Source organism: Enterobacter cloacae complex sp. FDA-CDC-AR_0132, from assembly GCF_003010695.1.
GTDB lineage: Bacteria > Pseudomonadota > Gammaproteobacteria > Enterobacterales > Enterobacteriaceae > Enterobacter > Enterobacter ludwigii.
Genome location: NZ_CP027618.1, coordinates 1,185,969 through 1,208,060, shown reverse-complemented (window position 1 = coordinate 1,208,060; position 22,092 = coordinate 1,185,969). Strand labels below are relative to the sequence as shown.

Below are 22,092 nucleotides of genomic sequence, written 5' to 3'. Positions count from 1 at the left end.
ACTATGTTAATTTGTCATTATGATAATGTAAGGTGTGGGCCATTTTCCGCACCGGGCCGCCATGGTAGCCCAAAACAACGACGATACACAAAAACAGAAACAGAACCGGGAGGGGAGTGATGTCTCAGACAGCGAAAGTGCTGCTGCTGTATGCCCATCCGGAATCTCAGGACTCGGTGGCAAACCGGGTTCTGCTTAAGCCGGCTACTCAGCTCAGCAATGTGACGGTGCACGATCTCTACGCGCACTATCCTGATTTCTTTATTGATATTCCTTACGAGCAGGAACTGCTGCGTCAGCATGACGTGATTGTGTTCCAGCATCCGCTTTATACCTATAGCTGTCCGGCACTGCTGAAAGAGTGGCTGGACCGTGTGCTGAGCCGGGGATTCTCCAGCGGGGTGGGGGGCAACCAGCTGGCGGGAAAGTACTGGCGCAGTGTCATTACGACCGGTGAGCCAGAGAGCGCTTACCGCCACGACGGTCTTAACCGTTATCCCATGAGCGATATCCTGCGGCCGTTTGAGCTGACGGCCGCGATGTGCCGCATGCACTGGATGAGCCCGATTATTGTCTACTGGGCGCGTCGCCAGAAGCCTGAAGCGCTGGCGAGCCACGCCAGAGCGTATGGCGATTGGCTGGCATCACCGATATCGGCGGGAGGTCGCTAATGGAAGGATCGAATTTACTCCTGGCCGGCGTGCTGTTTTTATTTGCCGCAGTGGTGGCGGTTCCGCTGGCCGCCCGGCTGGGCATTGGCGCGGTGCTGGGCTACCTGCTGGCCGGGATCGCCATTGGCCCCTGGGGGCTGGGATTCATCAGCGATGTGGATGAAATTCTCCACTTCTCTGAACTGGGCGTGGTGTTCCTGATGTTCATCATTGGCCTCGAACTGAACCCGTCAAAACTGTGGCAGCTCCGGCGATCGATATTTGGCGTGGGGGCGGCGCAGGTCTTGTTCAGTGCCGCGATCCTGGCCGGGCTGTTAATGCTGACCAATTTCTCGTGGCAGGCGGCGGTGATCGGCGGAATAGGTCTTGCGATGTCGTCGACAGCGATGGCGCTGCAGTTAATGCGTGACAAAGGGATGAACCGCAACGAGGCAGGACAGCTGGGCTTTTCGGTACTGCTGTTCCAGGACCTGGCCGTGATCCCGGCGCTGGCACTGGTGCCGTTACTGGCAGGCTCTGGTGACGATCATTTTGACTGGGTCAAAATCTCCATGAAGGTGCTGGCCTTCGCCGGCATGCTGATTGGCGGACGTTTCCTGCTGCGGCCGGTGTTTCGTTTTATTGCCGCCTCTGGCGTGCGCGAGGTGTTTACTGCCGCGACGCTGCTGCTGGTGCTTGGCTCGGCATTGTTTATGGACGCGCTGGGGCTGTCGATGGCGCTCGGTACGTTTATCGCCGGGGTGCTCCTTGCTGAAAGCGAATATCGTCACGAACTGGAAACGGCTATCGATCCGTTTAAAGGGCTGCTGTTAGGGTTGTTCTTTATTTCGGTGGGAATGGCGCTCAACCTGGGCGTGCTCTATACCCATCTGCTGTGGGTGGTGATGAGCGTTGTTGTGCTGGTGGCGGTAAAAACGCTGGTGCTGTACGTCATGGCACGGATATACGGGCTGCGCAGTTCCGAGCGCATGCAGTTTGCCAGCGTCTTAAGTCAGGGCGGAGAGTTCGCGTTCGTGCTGTTCTCCACCGCCTCCTCCCAGAAGCTGTTTAAAGACGATCAGATGGCGCTGCTGCTGGTAACGGTCACGCTGTCGATGATGACCACCCCGCTGCTCATCAGGCTGGTGGATAAGCTGCTCTCACGGCGCTTAAATCCGACAGAGGATGAAGATGAGATGCCGTGGGTGGAGGATGATAAGCCGCAGGTGATTGTGGTGGGCTTTGGCCGCTTTGGGCAGGTGATTGGACGTCTGCTGATGGCAAACAAAATGCGCATCACGGTGCTGGAGCGCGATATCAGCGCGGTGAACCTGATGCGTAAATACGGTTACAAGGTTTACTACGGCGACGCGACCCAGCTCGAACTGTTGCGTTCAGCGGGAGCAGAAGCGGCAGAATCCATCGTGATTACCTGCAACGATCCGGAAGATACGATGAAGCTGGTGGAACTGTGCCAGCAGCATTTCCCGCATCTGCATATTCTGGCGCGTGCGCGTGGACGTGTTGAAGCGCACGAACTGCTGCAGGCAGGTGTGAAACACTTCTCCCGTGAGACATTTTCCAGTGCGCTGGAGTTGGGGCGTAAAGCACTGATTTCGCTGGGCATGCATCCCCATCAGGCTCAGCGGGCCCAGATGCATTTTCGCCGGCTGGACATGCGAATGCTGCGCGAATTAATGCCTGTACACTCTGATACGGCGCAGATCTCCCGCGTGCGGGAAGCGCGTCGCGAGCTGGAAGAAATTTTCCAGCGAGAGATGCAACAGGAACGACGCCAGCTCGATGGCTGGGATGAATTTGAATAAAGGGTAACGAAAGATGGCTGTACGTAAACGCTTTATTGCGGGCGCAAAATGCCCGAGCTGCCAGGCGCAAGATACGCTGGCGATGTGGCGGGAAAATAATATTGATGTCGTAGAGTGTGTTAAGTGCGGTCATCAGATGCGCGAGGCGGATAAAGAAGCCCGCGATCATGTTCGCAAAGAAGAGCAAGTTATCGGGATTTTTCATCCGGACTAGCGATATGCCCTGAGTTTTTTTAAGCTAAAGGGTACACGGGTGCAGATTTCCGCTACAATCTGCGCCAGCAATTTTCCCTTGCTCAGGAGATATCATGAAAGTAGCAAAAGACCTGGTGGTCAGCCTGGCCTATCAGGTACGTACAGAAGACGGTGTGTTGGTTGATGAGTCTCCGGTGAGTGCGCCGCTTGACTACCTGCATGGTCACGGTTCCCTGATTTCCGGCCTGGAAAACGCGCTGGAAGGTCACGACGTTGGCGACAAATTCGACGTTGCTGTTGGCGCGAACGACGCTTACGGTCAGTACGACGACAACCTGGTGCAGCGCGTTCCTAAAGACGTGTTCATGGGCGTTGACGAACTGCAGGTTGGCATGCGCTTCCTGGCTGAAACTGACCAGGGTCCGGTTCCTGTTGAAATCACTGAAGTGGAAGACGACCACGTTGTGGTTGACGGCAACCACATGCTGGCTGGCCAGAACCTGAAATTCAACGTAGAAGTTGTTGCGATCCGTGAAGCGACCGAAGAAGAGCTGGCTCATGGCCACGTTCACGGTGCGCACGGTCACGACCATGACCACGATCACGGCCACGACGGCTGCTGTGGTGGTCACGGCCACGATCACGACCATGGTCACGACCACGGTAAAGGTGGTTGCGGTAACGGCGGCTGCGGTTGCCACTAATTCCGTTATGCGGAAAATAAAAAAGCGGGATAATAATCCCGCTTTTTTTACGCCTCAATAATGAGGTGGTGGCGTCTCTTCTGACTGAGAGGCAATATGTGACGGCTGTGTGGCCTTCAGTTTGTCCGTCAGCAGGCGCATGAGATCCCGCAGTTTCGCCATTTCCAGTTCATGTGCGGTCACGGTCTGGTTTAGCTCTTCGATGGTGATGTCCTGAAAAGCCAGGCGGCTTTCCAGCTCAGCCATTCTCGCTACTAACATTGTGTCCTTCATCATTCACCTCGTTGTATCTCATTAACCACAATCGGCCAGCGGCGGCGAAGTTTAACTGAGTTTATCCTTAAGTTCAGTATCTATCCCCTTGGCAAGAAACTTATTTAAACAAAAATAGTCTGAAAAGTGGCGAGAATCGGGAGAGTCTGTCTGTAGATTTCTTCCGCAACGTTTTATAGTACGTAACTCATTTACGTTTAACGCTGGGGTGAGAGTCCCCAGGCCCTGGAGATATGGATGAAATCACTGTTTAAAGTAACGCTGCTGGCGACGACGATGGCTGTTGCGCTGAACGCGCCGCTGTCCTTCGCTGCTGATACTGCTGCGAAGCCTGCTGCAACTGCAGACAGCAAAGCGGCGTTCAAAAATGACGACCAGAAATCCGCCTACGCACTTGGCGCATCTCTGGGTCGTTACATGGAAAACTCTCTGAAAGAACAAGAGAAACTGGGCATTAAACTGGACAAAGCTCAGCTGATCGCGGGCGTTCAGGACGCATTTGCAGATAAGAGCAAACTGTCTGACCAGGAAATTGAACAGACTCTGCAGGCGTTCGAAGCACGTGTGAAAGGTGCCGCTCAGACTAAGATGGAAGCGGATGCAAAAGACAACGAAGCGAAAGGCAAAGCCTACCGCGATACCTTTGCTAAAGAGAAGGGCGTGAAAACCTCCTCTACGGGTCTGGTGTATAAAGTTGAGAAAGAAGGTACCGGTGATGCGCCTAAAGACAGCGATACTGTCGTGGTTAACTACAAAGGTACGCTGATCGACGGTAAAGAGTTCGATAACTCTTACACCCGTGGTGAGCCTCTCTCCTTCCGTCTGGATGGTGTGATCCCAGGCTGGACTGAAGGTCTGAAAAACATCAAGAAAGGTGGCAAGATCAAACTGGTTATTCCACCGGATCTGGCATATGGCAAAACCGGCGTTCCAGGTATCCCTGCTAACTCTACCCTGGTCTTTGACGTAGAGCTGCTGGACATCAAGCCAGCGCCGAAAGCTGATGCGAAACCAGAAGCGCAGGCAGAACAGAAAGCTGCGACAGACGCGAAGAAGTAATGGAATGAAAACCGCCGCCTTTAAGGCGGCGGTTTTTTTTATTGTGGGGCAGATATAATTAACACTGGAAAGCGTTATGCACGCTGTATTAATTTAGTTGTCCGTGTAGATAATGAGCCTGCCCTGAAAACCTAACGACAGGCTCCTGAAAAGGAGTGTTTTTTTCATGTCCAGGTCGCTTTTAACCAACGAAACCAGTGAACTTGATTTACTGGATCAACGTCCTTTCGACCAGACCGACTTCGATATTCTGAAATCCTACGAGGCGGTAGTGGACGGGTTAGCGATGCTCATTGGGTCCCACTGCGAAATCGTATTGCACTCCCTGCAAGATCTTAAGTGTTCCGCCATCCGCATTGCTAATGGTGAGCATACTGGCCGTAAAATTGGTTCGCCAATCACCGACCTTGCATTGCGTATGCTGCATGACATGACCGGCGCGGACAGCAGCGTCTCCAAATGTTATTTCACCCGCGCCAAAAGCGGCGTACTGATGAAATCAGAAACCATCGCGATTCGAAATCGCGAGCATCGCGTGATCGGTCTGTTGTGCATCAACATGAACCTTGATGTGCCGTTCTCGCAAATCATGAGCACTTTCATACCGCCTGAAACACCGGACGTTGGCTCCTCAGTTAACTTTGCCTCCTCGGTTGAAGATCTGGTGACGCAGACGCTTGAGTTCACTATCGAAGAGGTGAATGCCGATCGCAACGTATCGAACAACGCCAAGAATCGTCAGATCGTGCTGAATCTCTATGAGAAAGGGATTTTTGACATCAAAGACGCCATTAACCAGGTGGCCGATCGCCTGAACATTTCCAAGCATACGGTCTACCTGTACATCCGCCAGTTCAAAAGCGGTGATTTCCAGGGGCAAGACAAGTAATGCGTTTTTCGCTGATGGTGACAGGCCCGGCGTATGGTACTCAGCAGGCCAGCAGCGCGCTGCAGTTTGCGCATGCGTTACTGGCTGCCGGACATGAGCTGGTGAGCGTCTTCTTTTATCGGGAAGGGGTGTATAACGCCAACCAGTTTACCTCACCGGCCAGCGATGAATTTGATCTGGTGCGCGCCTGGCAGACGCTGAACGAGACAAGGGGAGTTGCGCTGCATATCTGCGTGGCGGCAGCCCTGCGTCGCGGCGTGACCGATGCCACCGAAGCTGAACGTCTTGGCTTGCCAGGGGCCAACCTGCAGCCGGGGTTTTCGTTGAGCGGTCTGGGCGCACTGGCACAGGCTGCGTTAACCTGCGACAGAGTGGTGCAATTCTGATGAAACGCGTGGCGTTTGTTTTTTCATCTGCTCCGCACGGTAGTGCGTCCGGCAGAGAAGGGCTGGATGCGTTGCTCGCAACATCAGCGCTGACCGAAGACATCGGTGTCTTCTTTTTAGGGGATGGCGTGTTTCAGCTTCTGGCAGGCCAGCAGCCGCAGGCTATTCTGGCGCGGGATTACATCGCGACCTTTAAAGTGCTGCCGCTTTACGACATTGAAACCTTTTTTGTCTGCGCTGATTCTCTGGCTGCGCGCGGTCTGAGCGATAAGACGTCTTTCGTGCTGGATGTAACACTCCTCCCGGCCGACGCGCTGCGCGACCAACTTTCCCATTACGACACTGTTCTGAATTTCTGAGGCTGACATGCTCCATACCCTGAGCCGTTCACCGTGGCATTGTGATATCGACGCATTACTGAGCATGCTGCGCGAAGGTGATGACCTGCTGCTGATTCAGGATGGCGTACTGGCTGCGCTTGAAGGGAGTCGTTTCGTTGAAATTCTCAGCAATGCCCCCATATCCGTCTCTGCGCTGAAAGACGATCTTGAGGCGCGAGGTCTTTCTGGTCAAATTTCAGCCAAAATTGACGTGGTTGGCTATACTGATTTCGTCAATCTTACTGTGACGCACGCCAGTCAAATGAACTGGTGATCCGAGATCGCTGTATATTTCTTGACACCTTTTCGACGTAGCCCTAAAATTTCGCGTCCTCATATTGTATGAGGTCGTTTTATTACGTGTTTACGAAGCAAAAGCTAAAACCAGGAGCTATTTAATGGCAACAGTTAACCAGCTGGTACGCAAACCACGTGCGCGCAAAGTTGCAAAAAGCAACGTGCCTGCACTGGAAGCCTGCCCGCAGAAACGTGGCGTATGTACTCGTGTATATACCACCACTCCTAAAAAACCAAACTCCGCACTGCGTAAAGTATGCCGTGTGCGTTTGACTAACGGTTTCGAAGTGACTTCCTACATCGGTGGTGAAGGTCACAACCTGCAGGAGCACTCCGTGATCCTGATCCGTGGCGGTCGTGTTAAAGACCTTCCGGGTGTTCGTTACCACACCGTTCGTGGTGCGCTGGACTGCTCAGGTGTTAAAGACCGTAAGCAGGCTCGCTCCAAGTACGGCGTGAAGCGTCCTAAGGCTTAATGGTTCTCCGTTAAGTAAGGCCAAACTGATTTATCTTAATGTCAAACTAAACTCGTAGAGTTTTGGACAATCCTGAATTAACAACGGAGTATTCCCATGCCACGTCGTCGCGTCATTGGTCAGCGTAAAATTCTTCCAGATCCGAAATTCGGATCAGAACTGCTGGCAAAATTTGTAAATATCCTGATGGTAGATGGTAAAAAATCTACTGCAGAAGCAATCGTATACAGCGCGCTGGAGACCCTGGCTCAGCGCTCTGGTAAAAATGAACTGGAAGCTTTCGAAGTCGCTCTCGACAACGTGCGCCCGACTGTAGAAGTTAAGTCTCGCCGCGTTGGTGGTTCTACTTATCAGGTTCCAGTTGAAGTTCGTCCGGTTCGTCGTAATGCTCTGGCAATGCGTTGGATCGTTGAAGCTGCTCGTAAACGCGGTGATAAATCCATGGCTCTGCGTCTGGCGAACGAACTTTCTGATGCTGCAGAAAACAAAGGTACTGCAGTTAAGAAACGTGAAGACGTTCACCGTATGGCAGAAGCCAACAAGGCGTTCGCACACTACCGTTGGTAATCCCTTCGGAGTATTAGTCACCAGGCGGGCGCTTCAGCGAAGCTGCCCGTCCTGGGTTACTTAACTGAACGCCTAAAGAAACAAACGAGGAATCAAATGGCTCGTACAACACCCATCGCACGTTACCGTAACATTGGTATCAGTGCGCACATCGACGCCGGTAAGACCACTACTACCGAACGTATTCTGTTCTACACCGGTGTAAACCATAAAATCGGTGAAGTTCATGACGGCGCAGCCACCATGGACTGGATGGAACAGGAGCAGGAGCGTGGTATTACTATCACCTCCGCAGCGACTACTGCATTCTGGTCAGGTATGGCTAAGCAGTACGAACCGCATCGCGTTAACATCATCGACACCCCAGGGCACGTTGACTTCACCATCGAAGTAGAACGTTCCATGCGTGTTCTTGACGGCGCGGTAATGGTTTATTGCGCAGTTGGTGGTGTTCAGCCACAGTCTGAGACCGTATGGCGTCAGGCGAACAAATATAAAGTTCCACGCATCGCGTTCGTTAACAAAATGGACCGTATGGGTGCTAACTTCCTGAAAGTTGTCGGTCAGATCAAATCCCGTCTGGGCGCGAACCCTGTTCCGCTGCAGCTGGCAATTGGTGCTGAAGAAGGCTTCACCGGCGTTATCGACCTGGTGAAAATGAAAGCCATCAACTGGAACGATGCAGACCAGGGCGTTACCTTCGAATACGAAGATATCCCAGCTGAGATGCAGGACCTGGCTGACGAATGGCACCAGAACCTGATCGAATCCGCTGCTGAAGCTTCTGAAGAGCTGATGGAGAAATACCTGGGTGGTGAAGAACTGACTGAAGAAGAGATCAAAAAAGCTCTGCGTCAGCGTGTTCTGAACAACGAAATCATCCTGGTAACCTGTGGTTCTGCATTCAAGAACAAAGGTGTTCAGGCGATGCTGGATGCGGTAATTGATTACCTGCCATCCCCGGTTGACGTTCCTGCGATCAACGGCATCCTGGACGACGGTAAAGATACTCCGGCTGAACGTCACGCAAGCGACGAAGAGCCGTTCTCTGCACTGGCGTTCAAAATTGCTACCGACCCATTCGTGGGTAACCTGACCTTCTTCCGCGTTTACTCTGGTGTGGTTAACTCCGGTGACACCATCCTGAACTCCGTGAAAACGGCGCGTGAACGTTTTGGCCGTATCGTACAGATGCACGCTAACAAACGTGAAGAGATCAAAGAAGTTCGTGCGGGCGACATCGCTGCAGCAATCGGTCTGAAAGACGTGACTACTGGTGACACCCTGTGTGACCCGGATCACCCGATCATTCTGGAGCGTATGGAATTCCCTGAGCCGGTAATCTCCATCGCGGTTGAACCAAAAACCAAAGCTGACCAGGAAAAAATGGGTCTGGCTCTGGGCCGTCTGGCGAAAGAAGACCCATCATTCCGCGTATGGACTGATGAAGAATCTAACCAGACCATCATCGCTGGTATGGGTGAACTGCACCTGGACATCATCGTTGACCGTATGAAGCGTGAATTCAACGTTGAAGCGAACGTGGGTAAACCTCAGGTTGCTTACCGCGAAGCGATTCGTGCGAAAGTTACCGATGTTGAAGGTAAACACGCTAAGCAGTCTGGTGGTCGCGGTCAGTACGGTCACGTTGTGATCGACATGTACCCACTGGAGCCGGGCTCTAACCCTAAAGGTTACGAGTTCATCAACGACATCAAAGGTGGTGTAATTCCTGGCGAATACATCCCAGCCGTTGATAAAGGTATCCAGGAACAGCTGAAAGCGGGCCCTCTGGCTGGCTATCCGGTTGTTGACATGGGTGTCCGTCTGCACTTCGGTTCTTACCACGACGTTGACTCCTCTGAACTGGCGTTTAAACTGGCTGCGTCTATTGCCTTTAAAGAAGGCTTTAAGAAAGCAAAACCAGTTCTGCTTGAGCCAATCATGAAGGTTGAAGTAGAGACTCCTGAAGAGAACACCGGTGACGTTATCGGTGACTTGAGCCGTCGTCGCGGTATGCTGCGCGGTCAGGAATCCGAAGTAACTGGCGTTAAGATCCATGCTGAAGTTCCGCTGTCTGAAATGTTCGGATATGCAACTCAGCTGCGTTCTCTGACCAAAGGTCGTGCATCATACACCATGGAATTCCTGAAGTATGATGATGCGCCTAACAACGTTGCTCAGGCCGTTATCGAAGCCCGTGGTAAGTAATCCACAGGATTAAAACCTAAGTCCCGTGCTCTCTCCGAAGGGGAGAGCACTATAGTAAGGAATATAGCCGTGTCTAAAGAAAAATTTGAACGTACAAAACCGCACGTCAACGTTGGTACTATCGGCCACGTTGACCATGGTAAAACTACCCTGACCGCTGCAATCACTACCGTTCTGGCTAAAACCTACGGCGGTGCTGCTCGTGCATTCGACCAGATCGATAACGCACCAGAAGAAAAAGCGCGTGGTATCACCATCAACACTTCTCACGTTGAATATGACACCCCGACTCGCCACTACGCACACGTAGACTGCCCAGGCCACGCCGACTATGTTAAAAACATGATCACCGGTGCTGCGCAGATGGACGGCGCGATCCTGGTTGTTGCTGCGACTGACGGCCCAATGCCTCAGACTCGTGAGCACATCCTGCTGGGTCGTCAGGTAGGCGTTCCTTACATCATCGTGTTCCTGAACAAATGTGACATGGTTGATGACGAAGAGCTGCTGGAACTGGTAGAGATGGAAGTTCGTGAACTGCTGTCTCAGTACGATTTCCCAGGCGACGACACTCCAATCGTTCGTGGTTCCGCGCTGAAAGCGCTGGAAGGCGAAGCAGAGTGGGAAGAGAAAATCATCGAACTGGCTGGCTTCCTGGATTCTTACATCCCAGAACCAGAGCGTGCGATTGACAAGCCGTTCCTGCTGCCAATCGAAGACGTATTCTCCATCTCCGGTCGTGGTACCGTTGTTACCGGTCGTGTTGAGCGCGGTATCATCAAAGTTGGCGAAGAAGTTGAAATCGTTGGTATCAAAGAGACTGCTAAGTCTACCTGTACTGGCGTTGAAATGTTCCGCAAACTGCTGGACGAAGGCCGTGCTGGTGAGAACGTAGGTGTTCTGCTGCGTGGTATCAAACGTGAAGAAATCGAACGTGGTCAGGTACTGGCTAAGCCAGGCTCAATCAAGCCACACACCAAGTTCGAATCTGAAGTGTATATCCTGTCCAAAGACGAAGGCGGCCGTCATACTCCGTTCTTCAAAGGCTACCGTCCACAGTTCTACTTCCGTACAACTGACGTGACCGGTACCATCGAACTGCCAGAAGGCGTTGAGATGGTAATGCCAGGCGACAACATCAAGATGGTTGTGACTCTGATCCACCCAATCGCGATGGACGACGGTCTGCGTTTCGCAATCCGTGAAGGCGGCCGTACCGTTGGCGCGGGCGTTGTTGCTAAAGTTCTGGGCTAATTACTTATCCCTGAATTAAAAAAGGACGCTTCGGCGTCCTTTTTTGTTTTCTGCCGTTATGTGTCTGTCACAAATTTTCGCATTTTTCGTCCTCTCCCGCCCCGTATACGGGTGTTTGTGCTATTGTAATCATAACCATTCTCACTTACACTTTGCGCATATTTTGAACGGGAGTCTTTATGTACGTTTGTTTATGTAATGGTGTAAGTGACAAAAAAATACGTCAGGCCGTTCGCCAGTTTCAGCCACAGTCCTTCCAGCAGCTTCGCAAATTTGTTCCAGTGGGAAATCAATGCGGTAAATGTGTACGTGCTGCACGTGAGATCATGCAGGACGAATTGATGCAGATCCCGGAATACAAAGAGATTGCGTAAGCGCCCATCTTTTTTTTGACATCCCTGTAGCCCGATCTACGCTTCAATGAGTGGAAGCGGAGGGACTATATAATGAAAGGTGATGTTAAAATCATAAGTTATCTCAATAAATTATTGGGAAATGAGCTTGTCGCGATCAATCAGTATTTTCTCCATGCGAGAATGTTCAAAAACTGGGGCCTGATGCGCCTCAACGATGTTGAATACCACGAATCCATCGATGAGATGAAACATGCCGATAAATACATCGAGCGTATTTTATTCCTTGAAGGCATTCCTAACCTGCAGGATCTCGGCAAACTCGGCATCGGTGAAGATGTTGAAGAGATGCTACGGTCCGACCTCAGGCTGGAGCTTGAAGGCGCAAAAGATCTCCGCGAAGCCATTGCCTATGCGGACAGTGTTCATGACTACGTCAGCCGCGATATGATGATCCAGATTCTGGCCGATGAAGAAGGGCACATTGACTGGCTTGAAACTGAGCTGGATCTCATCAGTAAAATTGGTCTGCAGAATTATCTTCAATCCCAGATTAAAGTGGCTGACTAAACAGCGTCTGCCAGCCAACGCTTAAACCCGCTGCCGCCAGAAATGGCCCAAAAGGCAGTGGGTTTTTTAATGCCTGTTTATCAGGAGCCGGTAAAGCGAGAATCAGCTGGTAAAGAAGCGCCAACAATGCGGCGGTTAACACCAGTGCGGGCAATATGTGCCAACCGTGCCACGCCCCCAGTGCCGAAAGATATTTCACATCGCCATAGCCCATCCCTTCACGTCCAGTCAGAAGCCGGTAGCCCCAGTAGATAATCGCAAAGCTCACATACCCTGCCATCGCGCCAGCCACTGCGTTCGAAAGAAAGTCAGGATGAAGGCAACGCTGGAAGAGCAGGCCGGTCCATAAGAGGGGACAGAGGTATTTATCCGGGAGAAGGCCGGCACGAATATCTTCACGTACCAGTAAACCGGAGAGTGCGAAGTAAACGAGCAGAAAGGGGAGGGGAATCAGCATACGCAAAGCCTCAAAGATGTTTGGTGCATACTCTTCTCATGATGCAAGGCCAGCAACGTCCGTACACAGGAATTGCGTGAGGGGTTCATAAGAAGAGATGAAAGCAGACAGGTTGCTGCAAATAATGGAATGCCCTACGCATCGCATGTCTTTGGCGCTTAATTTCTAAACGGCACTTGCGTCTTGCTCAGATTTACGTATAATGCGCGGGCTTGTCGTAGTTGACGGCGGGTTCAATCTGAACCGGAGTAGCTAATTTTGTTACTCAACAATGCTCCCAATCGGGGAGCTACGTAAGAACGGTTACACTCTCCCATCAATCGTAATGGGTTTGAGGAGTAATCATTTTCGTTTATAAAATAATTGGAGCTCTGGTCTCATGCAGAACCAAAGAATCCGTATCCGCCTTAAAGCGTTTGATCATCGTCTGATCGATCAATCAACCGCGGAAATCGTCGAGACTGCTAAGCGCACTGGTGCGCAAGTCCGTGGTCCGATCCCGCTGCCGACCCGCAAAGAGCGCTTTACCGTTCTGATCTCTCCGCACGTTAACAAAGATGCGCGTGATCAGTACGAAATCCGCACTCACAAGCGTCTGGTTGACATCGTTGAGCCAACTGAGAAAACCGTTGATGCTCTGATGCGTCTGGATCTGGCTGCCGGTGTAGACGTGCAGATCAGCCTGGGTTAATCAGGTCATCGAGCGATTGAGAGGTTGAAACAATGATTGGTTTAGTCGGTAAAAAAGTGGGAATGACCCGCATCTTCACTGAAGATGGCGTTTCTATCCCAGTAACCGTAATCGAAGTTGAAGCAAACCGCGTTACTCAGGTTAAAGATCTGGCTAACGATGGCTACCGCGCTGTTCAGGTTACCACCGGTGCTAAAAAAGCTAACCGTGTAACCAAACCAGAAGCGGGTCACTTCGCTAAAGCTGGCGTTGAAGCTGGCCGTGGTCTGTGGGAATTCCGTCTTGCTGAAGGCGAAGAGTTCACCGTAGGTCAAGACATTAGCGTTGAGCTGTTTGCTGACGTTAAAAAAGTTGACGTAACCGGTACCTCTAAAGGTAAAGGTTTTGCTGGTACCGTTAAGCGCTGGAACTTCCGTACCCAGGACGCTACTCACGGTAACTCCTTGTCTCACCGCGTTCCGGGTTCTATCGGTCAGAACCAGACTCCGGGCAAAGTGTTCAAAGGCAAGAAAATGGCAGGTCAGCTGGGTAACGAACGTGTAACCGTTCAGAGCCTGGACGTAGTACGTGTTGACGCTGAGCGCAACCTGCTGCTGGTTAAGGGTGCTGTTCCGGGTGCTACCGGTAGCGACCTGATCGTTAAACCAGCTGTGAAGGCGTAAGGGGATAGCAATGGAATTAGTATTGAAAGACGCGCAGAGCGCGCTGACTGTTTCCGAAACTACCTTCGGTCGTGATTTCAACGAAGCGCTGGTTCACCAGGTTGTTGTTGCTTATGCAGCTGGTGCTCGTCAGGGTACTCGTGCTCAGAAGACTCGTGCTGAAGTAACTGGTTCTGGCAAAAAGCCATGGCGCCAGAAAGGTACCGGCCGTGCGCGTTCAGGTTCTATCAAGAGCCCGATCTGGCGTTCAGGTGGCGTGACCTTCGCTGCGCGTCCACAGGACCACAGTCAAAAAGTTAACAAAAAGATGTACCGCGGCGCGCTGAAAAGCATTCTGTCCGAACTGGTACGTCAGGATCGTCTGATCGTTGTCGAGAAGTTCTCTGTAGAAGCGCCTAAAACTAAGCTGCTGGCACAGAAACTGAAAGACATGGCTCTGGAAGATGTGCTGATCATCACCGGTGAGCTGGACGAGAACCTGTTCCTGGCCGCACGTAACCTGCACAAGGTTGACGTACGCGATGCGACTGGTATCGACCCGGTTAGCCTGATCGCCTTCGACAAAGTCGTAATGACTGCTGATGCTGTTAAGCAAGTTGAGGAGATGCTGGCATGATTCGTGAAGAACGTCTGCTGAAGGTGCTTCGCGCACCGCACGTTTCTGAAAAAGCGTCTACTGCGATGGAAAAAACAAACACCATCGTTCTCAAAGTTGCTAAAGACGCGACCAAAGCAGAGATCAAAGCTGCTGTGCAGAAACTGTTTGAAGTCGAAGTCGAAGTCGTTAACACCCTGGTTGTTAAAGGGAAAGTTAAACGTCACGGACAGCGTATCGGTCGTCGTAGCGACTGGAAAAAAGCTTACGTCACCCTTAAAGAAGGCCAGAACCTGGACTTCGTTGGCGGCGCTGAGTAAGTCGGAGGAGTAATACAATGGCAGTTGTTAAATGTAAACCGACATCTCCGGGTCGTCGCCACGTAGTTAAAGTGGTTAACCCTGAGCTGCACAAGGGCAAACCTTTTGCTCCGTTGCTGGAAAAAAACAGCAAATCCGGTGGTCGTAACAACAATGGCCGTATCACCACTCGTCACATCGGTGGTGGCCACAAGCAGGCTTATCGTATTGTTGACTTCAAACGCAACAAAGACGGTATCCCAGCAGTTGTTGAACGTCTTGAGTACGATCCGAACCGCTCCGCGAACATCGCGCTGGTTCTGTACAAAGACGGTGAACGCCGTTACATCCTGGCCCCTAAAGGCCTGAAAGCTGGCGACCAGATTCAGTCTGGCGTTGATGCTGCAATCAAAGCAGGCAACACCCTGCCGATGCGCAATATCCCGGTTGGTTCTACCGTTCATAACGTAGAAATGAAACCAGGTAAAGGCGGTCAGCTGGCGCGTTCCGCGGGTACTTACGTTCAGATCGTTGCTCGTGACGGTGCTTATGTCACCCTGCGTCTGCGTTCTGGTGAAATGCGTAAAGTCGAAGCAGATTGCCGCGCTACTCTGGGCGAAGTTGGCAATGCTGAGCATATGCTGCGCGTTCTGGGTAAAGCTGGTGCTGCACGCTGGCGTGGTGTTCGTCCTACCGTTCGCGGTACTGCGATGAACCCAGTAGACCACCCACATGGTGGTGGTGAAGGTCGTAACTTTGGTAAGCACCCGGTAACTCCGTGGGGCGTTCAGACCAAAGGTAAGAAGACCCGCAGCAACAAGCGTACTGATAAATTTATCGTACGTCGCCGTAGCAAATAATTTTAGAGGATAAGCCATGCCACGTTCTCTCAAGAAAGGTCCTTTTATTGACCTGCACTTGCTGAAGAAGGTAGAGAAAGCGGTGGAAAGCGGAGACAAGAAGCCCCTGCGCACTTGGTCCCGTCGTTCAACGATCTTTCCTAACATGATCGGTTTGACCATCGCTGTCCATAATGGTCGTCAGCACGTTCCAGTCTTTGTTACCGACGAAATGGTTGGTCACAAACTGGGTGAATTCGCACCGACTCGTACTTATCGCGGCCACGCTGCTGATAAAAAAGCGAAGAAGAAATAAGGTAGGAGGAAGAGATGGAAACTTTAGCTCAACATCGCCATGCTCGTTCTTCTGCTCAGAAGGTTCGCCTTGTTGCTGACCTGATTCGCGGTAAGAAAGTGTCGCAGGCCCTGGACATCCTGACCTATACCAACAAGAAAGCTGCGGTATTGGTCAAGAAAGTACTGGAATCTGCCATTGCTAACGCTGAACACAACGATGGCGCTGACATCGACGATCTGAAAGTCGCGAAAATTTTCGTAGATGAAGGCCCAAGCATGAAGCGCATTATGCCGCGTGCGAAAGGTCGTGCAGATCGCATCCTGAAGCGCACCAGCCACATTACTGTGGTTGTGTCCGATCGCTGAGACTCTGGAGACTAGCAATGGGTCAGAAAGTACATCCTAATGGTATTCGCCTGGGTATTGTAAAACCATGGAACTCTACCTGGTTTGCGAACACCAAAGAATTCGCTGACAACCTGGACAGCGATTTTAAAGTACGTCAGTACCTGACTAAGGAACTGGCTAAAGCGTCTGTATCTCGTATCGTTATCGAGCGTCCAGCTAAGAGCATTCGTGTAACCATTCACACTGCTCGTCCTGGCATCGTTATCGGTAAGAAAGGCGAAGACGTAGAAAAACTGCGCAAGGTCGTAGCGGATATCGCTGGCGTTCCTGCACAGATCAATATCGCTGAAGTTCGTAAGCCTGAACTGGACGCTAAATTGGTTGCTGACAGCATCACTTCACAGCTGGAACGTCGTGTTATGTTCCGTCGTGCTATGAAGCGTGCTGTACAGAACGCAATGCGTCTGGGCGCTAAGGGTATCAAAGTTGAAGTTAGCGGCCGTCTGGGCGGCGCGGAAATCGCACGTACCGAATGGTACCGCGAAGGTCGCGTACCGCTGCACACTCTGCGTGCTGACATCGACTACAACACCTCTGAAGCGCACACCACTTACGGTGTAATCGGCGTTAAGGTATGGATCTTCAAAGGTGAGATCCTGGGTGGTATGGCTGCTGTTGAACAACCGGAAAAACCGGCTGCTCAACCTAAAAAGCAGCAGCGTAAAGGCCGTAAATAAGGAGCGTCGCTGATGTTACAACCAAAGCGTACAAAATTCCGTAAAGTGCACAAAGGCCGCAACCGTGGTCTGGCGCAGGGTACGGATGTTAGCTTCGGCACTTTCGGTCTGAAAGCTGTTGGCCGTGGTCGTCTGACTGCACGTCAGATCGAAGCAGCACGTCGTGCAATGACCCGTGCAGTTAAGCGTCAAGGTAAGATCTGGATCCGTGTATTCCCGGACAAACCGATCACCGAGAAGCCGCTGGAAGTTCGTATGGGTAAAGGTAAAGGTAACGTGGAGTACTGGGTTGCCTTGATCCAACCGGGCAAAGTCCTTTATGAAATGGACGGCGTTCCGGAAGAGCTGGCCCGTGAAGCCTTCGGCCTGGCAGCAGCGAAACTGCCTATCAAAACCACCTTTGTAACTAAGACGGTGATGTAATGAAAGCAAAAGAGCTGCGTGAAAAAAGCGTTGAAGAGCTGAACGCTGAGCTGCTGAACCTGCTGCGTGAGCAGTTCAACCTGCGTATGCAGGCTGCAAGTGGCCAGCTGCAACAGACTCACCTGCTGAAGCAAGTGCGTCGCAATGTTGCGCGCGTTAAGACTTTACTGACTCAGAAGGCGGGTGCGTAATGACCGATAAAATCCGTACTCTGCAAGGTCGTGTTGTTAGCGACAAAATGGAGAAATCCATCGTTGTAGCTATCGAACGTATTGTGAAACACCCGATCTACGGTAAATTCATCAAACGTACGACCAAACTGCACGTACATGACGAGAACAACGAATGTGGTATCGGCGACAAGGTTGAAATCCGTGAATGCCGTCCACTGTCCAAGACTAAGTCCTGGACGCTGGTTCGCGTTGTAGAGAAAGCGGTTCTGTAATAGAGTACGCATTCTCAATACGAATAAACGGCTCAGCGATGAGCCGTTTATTTTTTCTACCCATATTGTAGAAGCGGTGTTATAATGCCGCGCCCTCGATATGGGGCTTTTTAACGGCTCTGATTTTAGAGTCTCAGGTAGTAGTTGACATTAGCGGAGCACTAAAATGATCCAAGAACAGACTATGCTGAACGTCGCCGACAACTCCGGTGCACGTCGCGTAATGTGTATCAAGGTTCTGGGTGGCTCGCACCGTCGCTACGCAGGCGTAGGCGACATCATCAAGATCACCATCAAAGAAGCAATTCCACGTGGTAAGGTCAAAAAAGGTGATGTGCTGAAAGCGGTAGTGGTGCGCACCAAGAAGGGTGTTCGTCGCCCTGACGGTTCTGTCATTCGCTTCGATGGTAATGCATGCGTTATTTTGAACAATAACAGTGAGCAGCCAATCGGCACGCGTATCTTTGGGCCGGTAACTCGTGAACTTCGTACTGAAAAGTTCATGAAAATTATCTCTCTGGCACCAGAAGTACTCTAAGGAGCGAATCATGGCAGCGAAAATCCGTCGTGATGACGAAGTTATCGTGTTAACCGGTAAAGATAAAGGTAAACGCGGTAAAGTAAAAAATGTCCTGTCTTCCGGCAAGGTCATTGTTGAAGGTATCAACCTGGTTAAGAAACATCAGAAGCCGGTTCCGGCACTGAACCAACCAGGCGGCATCGTTGAAAAAGAAGCTGCTATTCAGGTTTCTAACGTTGCAATCTTCAATGCGGCAACCGGCAAGGCTGACCGTGTAGGCTTTAGATTCGAAGACGGGAAAAAAGTCCGTTTCTTCAAGTCTAACAGCGAAACTATCAAGTAATTTGGAGTAGTACGATGGCGAAACTGCATGATTACTACAAAGACGAAGTAGTTAACAAACTCATGACTGAGTTTAACTACAATTCTGTCATGCAAGTCCCTCGGGTCGAGAAGATCACCCTGAACATGGGTGTTGGTGAAGCGATCGCTGACAAGAAACTGCTGGATAACGCAGCAGCTGACCTGACAGCAATCTCCGGTCAAAAACCGCTGATCACCAAAGCACGCAAATCTGTTGCAGGCTTCAAAATCCGTCAGGGCTATCCGATCGGCTGTAAAGTAACTCTGCGTGGCGAACGCATGTGGGAGTTCTTTGAGCGCCTGATCACTATTGCTGTACCACGTATCCGTGACTTCCGTGGCTTGTCCGCTAAGTCTTTCGACGGTCGTGGTAACTACAGCATGGGTGTCCGTGAGCAGATCATCTTCCCAGAGATCGACTACGATAAAGTCGACCGCGTGCGTGGTTTGGATATTACCATTACCACTACTGCGAAATCTGATGAAGAAGGCCGTGCTCTGCTGGCTGCCTTTGACTTCCCGTTCCGCAAGTAAGGTAGGGTTACTGAATGGCTAAGCAATCAATGAAAGCACGCGAAGTAAAACGCGTAGCTTTAGCTGATAAATTCTTCGCTAAACGCGCTGAACTGAAAGCGATCATTTCTGATGTGAACGCTTCCGACGAAGATCGTTGGAATGCGGTTCTCAAGCTGCAGTCTCTGCCGCGTGATTCCAGCCCGTCTCGTCAGCGTAACCGCTGTCGTCAAACAGGTCGTCCACATGGTTATGTGGGCAAGTTTGGGTTGAGCCGTATCAAACTGCGTGAAGCCGCCATGCGCGGTGAAGTACCAGGCTTGAAAAAGGCTAGCTGGTAATTACCAATTGAATCACGGGAGTAAAGACAGATGAGCATGCAAGATCCGATCGCGGATATGCTGACCCGTATCCGTAACGGTCAGGCCGCGAACAAAGTTGCGGTCACCATGCCTTCCGCCAAGCTGAAAGTGGCAATTGCCAACGTGCTGAAGGAAGAAGGTTTTATCGAAGATTTTAAAGTTGAAGGCGACACCAAGCCGGAACTGGAACTTACTCTCAAGTATTTCCAGGGTAAAGCTGTTGTAGAAAGCATTCAGCGTGTCAGCCGCCCAGGTCTGCGCATCTATAAGAAAAAAGATGAGCTGCCTAAAGTTATGGCTGGTCTTGGTATCGCAGTTGTTTCTACCTCTAAAGGTGTTATGACTGATCGTGCAGCGCGCCAGGCTGGTCTTGGTGGCGAAATTATCTGCTACGTAGCCTAATCGGAGGAAAGAATGTCTCGTGTTGCTAAAGCACCGGTCGTTATTCCTGCCGGCGTTGATGTAAAAATCGACGGTCAGGTTATTACGATCAAAGGTAAAAACGGCGAGCTGACTCGTACCCTCAACAAAGCTGTTGAAGTTAAACATGCAGATAATGCTCTGACCTTCGGTCCACGTGATGGTTTCGTGGATGGATGGGCTCAGGCTGGTACCGCGCGTGCCCTGCTGAACTCAATGGTTGTTGGTGTTACCGAAGGCTTCACTAAAAAGCTTCAACTGGTTGGTGTAGGTTATCGTGCAGCTATCAAAGGGAATGCAGTAGGCCTGTCTCTGGGCTTCTCACACCCTGTTGAGCATCCGCTGCCGGCCGGTATCACTGCAGAATGTCCGACCCAGACTGAAATCGTGCTGAAAGGCGCTGATAAACAGCTGATCGGTCAGGTTGCAGCAGATCTGCGCGCCTACCGTCGTCCTGAGCCTTATAAAGGCAAGGGTGTTCGTTACGCCGACGAAGTCGTGCGTACCAAAGAGGCTAAGAAGAAGTAAGGTAACACTATGGATAAGAAATCTGCTCGTATCCGTCGTGCGACCCGCGCACGCCGCAAGCTCAAAGAGCTGGGTGCAACTCGCCTGGTGGTACATCGTACCCCGCGTCATATTTACGCACAGGTCATTGCACCAAACGGTTCTGAAGTTCTGGTAGCTGCTTCTACTGTAGAAAAAGCTATTGCAGAGCAATTGAAGTACACCGGTAACAAAGACGCCGCTGCAGCTGTAGGTAAAGCTGTTGCAGAACGCGCTCTGGAAAAAGGCATCAGCAATGTTTCCTTTGACCGTTCCGGGTTCCAATATCATGGTCGTGTCCAGGCACTGGCAGATGCTGCCCGTGAAGCTGGCCTTCAGTTCTAAGGTAGAGGTGTAAGATGGCTCACATCGAAAAACAGGCTGGCGAACTGCAGGAAAAGCTGATCGCGGTTAACCGCGTATCTAAAACCGTTAAAGGTGGTCGTATTTTCTCCTTCACAGCTCTGACTGTAGTTGGCGATGGTAACGGTCGCGTTGGTTTTGGTTACGGTAAAGCGCGTGAAGTTCCAGCAGCGATCCAGAAAGCGATGGAAAAAGCCCGTCGCAATATGATTAACGTCGCGCTGAACAACGGTACCCTGCAGCACCCAGTTAAAGGTGTTCATACGGGTTCTCGTGTATTCATGCAGCCAGCTTCAGAAGGTACCGGTATCATCGCCGGTGGTGCAATGCGCGCCGTTCTGGAAGTTGCTGGGGTTCATAACGTTCTGGCTAAAGCATACGGTTCCACCAACCCGATTAACGTGGTTCGTGCAACTATTGATGGCCTGGAAAATATGAATTCTCCAGAAATGGTCGCTGCCAAGCGTGGTAAATCCGTTGAAGAAATTCTGGGGTAATTGACCATGGCAAAGACTATTAAAATCACTCAAACCCGCAGTGCAATCGGTCGTCTGCCGAAACACAAGGCAACGCTGCTTGGCCTGGGTCTGCGTCGTATTGGTCATACCGTTGAGCGTGAGGATACTCCCGCTGTTCGTGGTATGGTCAACGCGGTTTACTTCATGGTTAAAGTTGAGGAGTAAGAGATGCGTTTAAATACTCTGTCTCCGGCCGAAGGCTCTAAAAAGGCGGGTAAACGCCTGGGTCGTGGTATCGGTTCTGGCCTCGGCAAAACCGGTGGTCGTGGTCACAAAGGTCAGAACTCTCGTTCTGGCGGTGGCGTACGTCGCGGTTTCGAGGGTGGCCAGATGCCACTGTACCGTCGTCTGCCGAAGTTCGGCTTCACTTCTCGCAAAGCAGCGATTACAGCGGAAATCCGTCTGTCTGACCTGGCGAAAGTTGAAGGCGGCGTTGTAGACCTGAACACGCTGAAAGCGGCAAACATTATCGGTATCCAGATCGAGTTCGCGAAAGTGATCCTGGCTGGTGAAGTTTCTACTCCGGTAACTGTTCGTGGCCTGCGTGTTACTAAAGGTGCTCGTGCTGCTATCGAAGCCGCTGGCGGTAAAATTGAGGAATAAG

At 51.4% G+C, this 22,092-nt stretch carries 38 protein-coding genes; 36 read left to right on the top strand and 2 right to left on the bottom strand.

The annotated features are described in order from the left end of the window. The first annotated feature begins 119 nt into the window (after positions 1–119). The 4 genes from kefG (at position 120) to slyD (ending at position 3,375) form a co-directional block, all read left to right on the top strand. Positions 120–671 (top strand): glutathione-regulated potassium-efflux system ancillary protein KefG, encoded by a 552-nt coding sequence (gene kefG / locus AM379_RS05950; RefSeq protein ID WP_020884601.1) that lies wholly within the window; start codon positions 120–122, stop codon positions 669–671. Continuing rightward, positions 671–2,476 (top strand): glutathione-regulated potassium-efflux system protein KefB, encoded by a 1,806-nt coding sequence (gene kefB, locus AM379_RS05945; RefSeq protein WP_020884602.1) that lies wholly within the window; start codon positions 671–673, stop codon positions 2,474–2,476. The genes kefG and kefB overlap by 1 nt, the downstream gene beginning before the upstream one ends. Positions 2,477–2,489: 13 nt before the next feature. Beyond that, complete coding sequence (locus AM379_RS05940) at positions 2,490–2,690, top strand: YheV family putative zinc ribbon protein (RefSeq protein WP_013099038.1); 201 nt, start codon at positions 2,490–2,492, stop codon at positions 2,688–2,690. A gap of 94 nt (positions 2,691–2,784) precedes the next feature. Further along, the gene (gene slyD / locus AM379_RS05935) at positions 2,785–3,375 is read left to right on the top strand and encodes a peptidylprolyl isomerase (protein WP_014171912.1); all 591 of its coding nucleotides are present in this window, start codon (positions 2,785–2,787) and stop codon (positions 3,373–3,375) included. A 54-nt stretch (positions 3,376–3,429) separates the two neighbouring features. Here the strand turns inward: slyD and AM379_RS05930 are convergent, their stop codons facing one another. Next, positions 3,430–3,648, bottom strand: coding sequence for a protein SlyX (locus tag AM379_RS05930; protein WP_106503532.1), 219 nt, complete (start codon positions 3,646–3,648; stop codon positions 3,430–3,432). Positions 3,649–3,885: 237 nt separating this feature from the next. On the opposite strand from AM379_RS05930, the gene fkpA reads away from it, so the two are divergent. From fkpA to bfr, 11 genes are all read left to right on the top strand, one after another. Next, positions 3,886–4,707 (top strand): FKBP-type peptidyl-prolyl cis-trans isomerase, encoded by an 822-nt coding sequence (gene fkpA / locus AM379_RS05925; protein ID WP_014171910.1) that lies wholly within the window; start codon positions 3,886–3,888, stop codon positions 4,705–4,707. A 166-nt stretch (positions 4,708–4,873) separates the two neighbouring features. After that, positions 4,874–5,596 (top strand): helix-turn-helix transcriptional regulator, encoded by a 723-nt coding sequence (locus AM379_RS05920; protein ID WP_014171909.1) that lies wholly within the window; start codon positions 4,874–4,876, stop codon positions 5,594–5,596. Beyond that, entirely contained in the window at positions 5,596–5,982 is a 387-nt protein-coding gene (tusD, locus tag AM379_RS05915; RefSeq protein ID WP_014171908.1) for a sulfurtransferase complex subunit TusD, read from the top strand. The genes AM379_RS05920 and tusD overlap by 1 nt, the downstream gene beginning before the upstream one ends. Next, a complete protein-coding gene (gene tusC, locus AM379_RS05910; protein WP_014171907.1) occupies positions 5,982–6,341 on the top strand; it encodes a sulfurtransferase complex subunit TusC in 360 nt (119 codons plus the stop codon). Before tusD ends, tusC begins: the two co-directional genes overlap by 1 nt. A gap of 7 nt (positions 6,342–6,348) precedes the next feature. Next, complete coding sequence (gene tusB / locus AM379_RS05905) at positions 6,349–6,636, top strand: sulfurtransferase complex subunit TusB (protein ID WP_014171906.1); 288 nt, start codon at positions 6,349–6,351, stop codon at positions 6,634–6,636. Positions 6,637–6,760: 124 nt separating this feature from the next. Continuing rightward, a complete protein-coding gene (rpsL, locus tag AM379_RS05900) occupies positions 6,761–7,135 on the top strand; it encodes a 30S ribosomal protein S12 (RefSeq protein WP_000246815.1) in 375 nt (124 codons plus the stop codon). 96 nt (positions 7,136–7,231) lie between these two features. Then, positions 7,232–7,702, top strand: a complete 471-nt coding sequence (gene rpsG / locus AM379_RS05895; protein ID WP_003861706.1) for a 30S ribosomal protein S7 — start codon at positions 7,232–7,234, stop codon at positions 7,700–7,702. 96 nt (positions 7,703–7,798) lie between these two features. Beyond that, the gene (gene fusA / locus AM379_RS05890) at positions 7,799–9,913 is read left to right on the top strand and encodes an elongation factor G (RefSeq protein WP_014171904.1); all 2,115 of its coding nucleotides are present in this window, start codon (positions 7,799–7,801) and stop codon (positions 9,911–9,913) included. Between the two features lie 69 nt (positions 9,914–9,982). Beyond that, entirely contained in the window at positions 9,983–11,167 is a 1,185-nt protein-coding gene (tuf, locus tag AM379_RS05885) for an elongation factor Tu (protein WP_014171903.1), read from the top strand. Between the two features lie 179 nt (positions 11,168–11,346). Next, entirely contained in the window at positions 11,347–11,541 is a 195-nt protein-coding gene (gene bfd, locus AM379_RS05880; protein ID WP_008503493.1) for a bacterioferritin-associated ferredoxin, read from the top strand. Positions 11,542–11,613: 72 nt separating this feature from the next. Beyond that, positions 11,614–12,090, top strand: coding sequence for a bacterioferritin (bfr, locus tag AM379_RS05875; protein WP_014171902.1), 477 nt, complete (start codon positions 11,614–11,616; stop codon positions 12,088–12,090). Here the strand turns inward: bfr and AM379_RS05870 are convergent. Further along, the gene (locus AM379_RS05870; protein WP_073397828.1) at positions 12,074–12,547 is read right to left on the bottom strand and encodes a prepilin peptidase; all 474 of its coding nucleotides are present in this window, start codon (positions 12,545–12,547) and stop codon (positions 12,074–12,076) included. The genes bfr and AM379_RS05870 overlap by 17 nt on opposite strands. A 379-nt stretch (positions 12,548–12,926) precedes the next feature. Here AM379_RS05870 and rpsJ point away from each other — a divergent pair, with 379 nt between their 5' ends. From rpsJ to rplO, 21 genes are all read left to right on the top strand, one after another. Next, positions 12,927–13,238: a 30S ribosomal protein S10 gene (rpsJ, locus tag AM379_RS05865; protein ID WP_001181005.1), complete on the top strand. Its 312-nt coding sequence runs from the start codon at positions 12,927–12,929 to the stop codon at positions 13,236–13,238. Positions 13,239–13,270: 32 nt separating this feature from the next. Then, a complete protein-coding gene (gene rplC, locus AM379_RS05860; RefSeq protein ID WP_006178923.1) occupies positions 13,271–13,900 on the top strand; it encodes a 50S ribosomal protein L3 in 630 nt (209 codons plus the stop codon). Between the two features lie 10 nt (positions 13,901–13,910). Next, entirely contained in the window at positions 13,911–14,516 is a 606-nt protein-coding gene (gene rplD / locus AM379_RS05855; RefSeq protein WP_000424395.1) for a 50S ribosomal protein L4, read from the top strand. Further along, positions 14,513–14,815, top strand: coding sequence for a 50S ribosomal protein L23 (rplW, locus tag AM379_RS05850; RefSeq protein WP_000617546.1), 303 nt, complete (start codon positions 14,513–14,515; stop codon positions 14,813–14,815). Before rplD ends, rplW begins: the two co-directional genes overlap by 4 nt. A gap of 17 nt (positions 14,816–14,832) precedes the next feature. Further along, a complete protein-coding gene (gene rplB, locus AM379_RS05845; protein ID WP_000301859.1) occupies positions 14,833–15,654 on the top strand; it encodes a 50S ribosomal protein L2 in 822 nt (273 codons plus the stop codon). Positions 15,655–15,670: 16 nt separating this feature from the next. Then, a complete protein-coding gene (rpsS, locus tag AM379_RS05840; protein ID WP_001138117.1) occupies positions 15,671–15,949 on the top strand; it encodes a 30S ribosomal protein S19 in 279 nt (92 codons plus the stop codon). Between the two features lie 14 nt (positions 15,950–15,963). After that, a complete protein-coding gene (rplV, locus tag AM379_RS05835) occupies positions 15,964–16,296 on the top strand; it encodes a 50S ribosomal protein L22 (protein ID WP_002919773.1) in 333 nt (110 codons plus the stop codon). Between the two features lie 17 nt (positions 16,297–16,313). Continuing rightward, complete coding sequence (gene rpsC / locus AM379_RS05830) at positions 16,314–17,015, top strand: 30S ribosomal protein S3 (protein WP_000529945.1); 702 nt, start codon at positions 16,314–16,316, stop codon at positions 17,013–17,015. Between the two features lie 12 nt (positions 17,016–17,027). Then, positions 17,028–17,438: a 50S ribosomal protein L16 gene (gene rplP / locus AM379_RS05825; RefSeq protein WP_002919759.1), complete on the top strand. Its 411-nt coding sequence runs from the start codon at positions 17,028–17,030 to the stop codon at positions 17,436–17,438. Next, a complete protein-coding gene (gene rpmC, locus AM379_RS05820; RefSeq protein ID WP_003863282.1) occupies positions 17,438–17,629 on the top strand; it encodes a 50S ribosomal protein L29 in 192 nt (63 codons plus the stop codon). Before rplP ends, rpmC begins: the two co-directional genes overlap by 1 nt. After that, a complete protein-coding gene (gene rpsQ, locus AM379_RS05815; protein ID WP_008503489.1) occupies positions 17,629–17,883 on the top strand; it encodes a 30S ribosomal protein S17 in 255 nt (84 codons plus the stop codon). Before rpmC ends, rpsQ begins: the two co-directional genes overlap by 1 nt. A gap of 166 nt (positions 17,884–18,049) precedes the next feature. Next, entirely contained in the window at positions 18,050–18,421 is a 372-nt protein-coding gene (rplN, locus tag AM379_RS05810; RefSeq protein WP_002919748.1) for a 50S ribosomal protein L14, read from the top strand. 10 nt (positions 18,422–18,431) lie between these two features. Then, positions 18,432–18,746: a 50S ribosomal protein L24 gene (rplX, locus tag AM379_RS05805; RefSeq protein ID WP_000729185.1), complete on the top strand. Its 315-nt coding sequence runs from the start codon at positions 18,432–18,434 to the stop codon at positions 18,744–18,746. A gap of 14 nt (positions 18,747–18,760) precedes the next feature. Then, the gene (gene rplE / locus AM379_RS05800) at positions 18,761–19,300 is read left to right on the top strand and encodes a 50S ribosomal protein L5 (protein ID WP_001096206.1); all 540 of its coding nucleotides are present in this window, start codon (positions 18,761–18,763) and stop codon (positions 19,298–19,300) included. A gap of 14 nt (positions 19,301–19,314) precedes the next feature. After that, positions 19,315–19,620: a 30S ribosomal protein S14 gene (gene rpsN / locus AM379_RS05795; RefSeq protein WP_003863291.1), complete on the top strand. Its 306-nt coding sequence runs from the start codon at positions 19,315–19,317 to the stop codon at positions 19,618–19,620. Positions 19,621–19,650: 30 nt separating this feature from the next. Next, positions 19,651–20,043 (top strand): 30S ribosomal protein S8, encoded by a 393-nt coding sequence (gene rpsH, locus AM379_RS05790; RefSeq protein ID WP_006178918.1) that lies wholly within the window; start codon positions 19,651–19,653, stop codon positions 20,041–20,043. A 12-nt stretch (positions 20,044–20,055) separates the two neighbouring features. Next, the gene (gene rplF / locus AM379_RS05785; protein WP_003863296.1) at positions 20,056–20,589 is read left to right on the top strand and encodes a 50S ribosomal protein L6; all 534 of its coding nucleotides are present in this window, start codon (positions 20,056–20,058) and stop codon (positions 20,587–20,589) included. Between the two features lie 9 nt (positions 20,590–20,598). After that, positions 20,599–20,952, top strand: a complete 354-nt coding sequence (gene rplR / locus AM379_RS05780; RefSeq protein ID WP_013099023.1) for a 50S ribosomal protein L18 — start codon at positions 20,599–20,601, stop codon at positions 20,950–20,952. 14 nt (positions 20,953–20,966) lie between these two features. Then, complete coding sequence (gene rpsE, locus AM379_RS05775) at positions 20,967–21,467, top strand: 30S ribosomal protein S5 (protein ID WP_003863299.1); 501 nt, start codon at positions 20,967–20,969, stop codon at positions 21,465–21,467. 6 nt (positions 21,468–21,473) lie between these two features. After that, a complete protein-coding gene (gene rpmD / locus AM379_RS05770; RefSeq protein WP_003863301.1) occupies positions 21,474–21,653 on the top strand; it encodes a 50S ribosomal protein L30 in 180 nt (59 codons plus the stop codon). A gap of 3 nt (positions 21,654–21,656) precedes the next feature. Continuing rightward, on the top strand, positions 21,657–22,091 hold the full coding sequence (gene rplO, locus AM379_RS05765) for a 50S ribosomal protein L15 (RefSeq protein ID WP_003863304.1): 435 nt from the start codon (positions 21,657–21,659) through the stop codon (positions 22,089–22,091). Position 22,092: the final 1 nt, after the last annotated feature.

Bases quoted from the DNA above. Each gene is read 5' to 3' on its own strand.
- kefG (WP_020884601.1), top strand. From the start codon at position 120: ATGTCTCAGACAGCGAAAGTGCTGCTGCTGTATGCCCATCCGGAATCT.
- kefB (WP_020884602.1), top strand. From the start codon at position 671: ATGGAAGGATCGAATTTACTCCTGGCCGGCGTGCTGTTTTTATTTGCC.
- AM379_RS05940 (WP_013099038.1), top strand. From the start codon at position 2,490: ATGGCTGTACGTAAACGCTTTATTGCGGGCGCAAAATGCCCGAGCTGC.
- slyD (WP_014171912.1), top strand. From the start codon at position 2,785: ATGAAAGTAGCAAAAGACCTGGTGGTCAGCCTGGCCTATCAGGTACGT.
- AM379_RS05930 (WP_106503532.1), bottom strand. From the start codon at position 3,648: ATGAAGGACACAATGTTAGTAGCGAGAATGGCTGAGCTGGAAAGCCGC.
- fkpA (WP_014171910.1), top strand. From the start codon at position 3,886: ATGAAATCACTGTTTAAAGTAACGCTGCTGGCGACGACGATGGCTGTT.
- AM379_RS05920 (WP_014171909.1), top strand. From the start codon at position 4,874: ATGTCCAGGTCGCTTTTAACCAACGAAACCAGTGAACTTGATTTACTG.
- tusD (WP_014171908.1), top strand. From the start codon at position 5,596: ATGCGTTTTTCGCTGATGGTGACAGGCCCGGCGTATGGTACTCAGCAG.
- tusC (WP_014171907.1), top strand. From the start codon at position 5,982: ATGAAACGCGTGGCGTTTGTTTTTTCATCTGCTCCGCACGGTAGTGCG.
- tusB (WP_014171906.1), top strand. From the start codon at position 6,349: ATGCTCCATACCCTGAGCCGTTCACCGTGGCATTGTGATATCGACGCA.
- rpsL (WP_000246815.1), top strand. From the start codon at position 6,761: ATGGCAACAGTTAACCAGCTGGTACGCAAACCACGTGCGCGCAAAGTT.
- rpsG (WP_003861706.1), top strand. From the start codon at position 7,232: ATGCCACGTCGTCGCGTCATTGGTCAGCGTAAAATTCTTCCAGATCCG.
- fusA (WP_014171904.1), top strand. From the start codon at position 7,799: ATGGCTCGTACAACACCCATCGCACGTTACCGTAACATTGGTATCAGT.
- bfd (WP_008503493.1), top strand. From the start codon at position 11,347: ATGTACGTTTGTTTATGTAATGGTGTAAGTGACAAAAAAATACGTCAG.
- bfr (WP_014171902.1), top strand. From the start codon at position 11,614: ATGAAAGGTGATGTTAAAATCATAAGTTATCTCAATAAATTATTGGGA.
- AM379_RS05870 (WP_073397828.1), bottom strand. From the start codon at position 12,547: ATGCTGATTCCCCTCCCCTTTCTGCTCGTTTACTTCGCACTCTCCGGT.
- rpsJ (WP_001181005.1), top strand. From the start codon at position 12,927: ATGCAGAACCAAAGAATCCGTATCCGCCTTAAAGCGTTTGATCATCGT.
- rplC (WP_006178923.1), top strand. From the start codon at position 13,271: ATGATTGGTTTAGTCGGTAAAAAAGTGGGAATGACCCGCATCTTCACT.
- rplD (WP_000424395.1), top strand. From the start codon at position 13,911: ATGGAATTAGTATTGAAAGACGCGCAGAGCGCGCTGACTGTTTCCGAA.
- rplW (WP_000617546.1), top strand. From the start codon at position 14,513: ATGATTCGTGAAGAACGTCTGCTGAAGGTGCTTCGCGCACCGCACGTT.
- rplB (WP_000301859.1), top strand. From the start codon at position 14,833: ATGGCAGTTGTTAAATGTAAACCGACATCTCCGGGTCGTCGCCACGTA.
- rpsS (WP_001138117.1), top strand. From the start codon at position 15,671: ATGCCACGTTCTCTCAAGAAAGGTCCTTTTATTGACCTGCACTTGCTG.
- rplV (WP_002919773.1), top strand. From the start codon at position 15,964: ATGGAAACTTTAGCTCAACATCGCCATGCTCGTTCTTCTGCTCAGAAG.
- rpsC (WP_000529945.1), top strand. From the start codon at position 16,314: ATGGGTCAGAAAGTACATCCTAATGGTATTCGCCTGGGTATTGTAAAA.
- rplP (WP_002919759.1), top strand. From the start codon at position 17,028: ATGTTACAACCAAAGCGTACAAAATTCCGTAAAGTGCACAAAGGCCGC.
- rpmC (WP_003863282.1), top strand. From the start codon at position 17,438: ATGAAAGCAAAAGAGCTGCGTGAAAAAAGCGTTGAAGAGCTGAACGCT.
- rpsQ (WP_008503489.1), top strand. From the start codon at position 17,629: ATGACCGATAAAATCCGTACTCTGCAAGGTCGTGTTGTTAGCGACAAA.
- rplN (WP_002919748.1), top strand. From the start codon at position 18,050: ATGATCCAAGAACAGACTATGCTGAACGTCGCCGACAACTCCGGTGCA.
- rplX (WP_000729185.1), top strand. From the start codon at position 18,432: ATGGCAGCGAAAATCCGTCGTGATGACGAAGTTATCGTGTTAACCGGT.
- rplE (WP_001096206.1), top strand. From the start codon at position 18,761: ATGGCGAAACTGCATGATTACTACAAAGACGAAGTAGTTAACAAACTC.
- rpsN (WP_003863291.1), top strand. From the start codon at position 19,315: ATGGCTAAGCAATCAATGAAAGCACGCGAAGTAAAACGCGTAGCTTTA.
- rpsH (WP_006178918.1), top strand. From the start codon at position 19,651: ATGAGCATGCAAGATCCGATCGCGGATATGCTGACCCGTATCCGTAAC.
- rplF (WP_003863296.1), top strand. From the start codon at position 20,056: ATGTCTCGTGTTGCTAAAGCACCGGTCGTTATTCCTGCCGGCGTTGAT.
- rplR (WP_013099023.1), top strand. From the start codon at position 20,599: ATGGATAAGAAATCTGCTCGTATCCGTCGTGCGACCCGCGCACGCCGC.
- rpsE (WP_003863299.1), top strand. From the start codon at position 20,967: ATGGCTCACATCGAAAAACAGGCTGGCGAACTGCAGGAAAAGCTGATC.
- rpmD (WP_003863301.1), top strand. From the start codon at position 21,474: ATGGCAAAGACTATTAAAATCACTCAAACCCGCAGTGCAATCGGTCGT.
- rplO (WP_003863304.1), top strand. From the start codon at position 21,657: ATGCGTTTAAATACTCTGTCTCCGGCCGAAGGCTCTAAAAAGGCGGGT.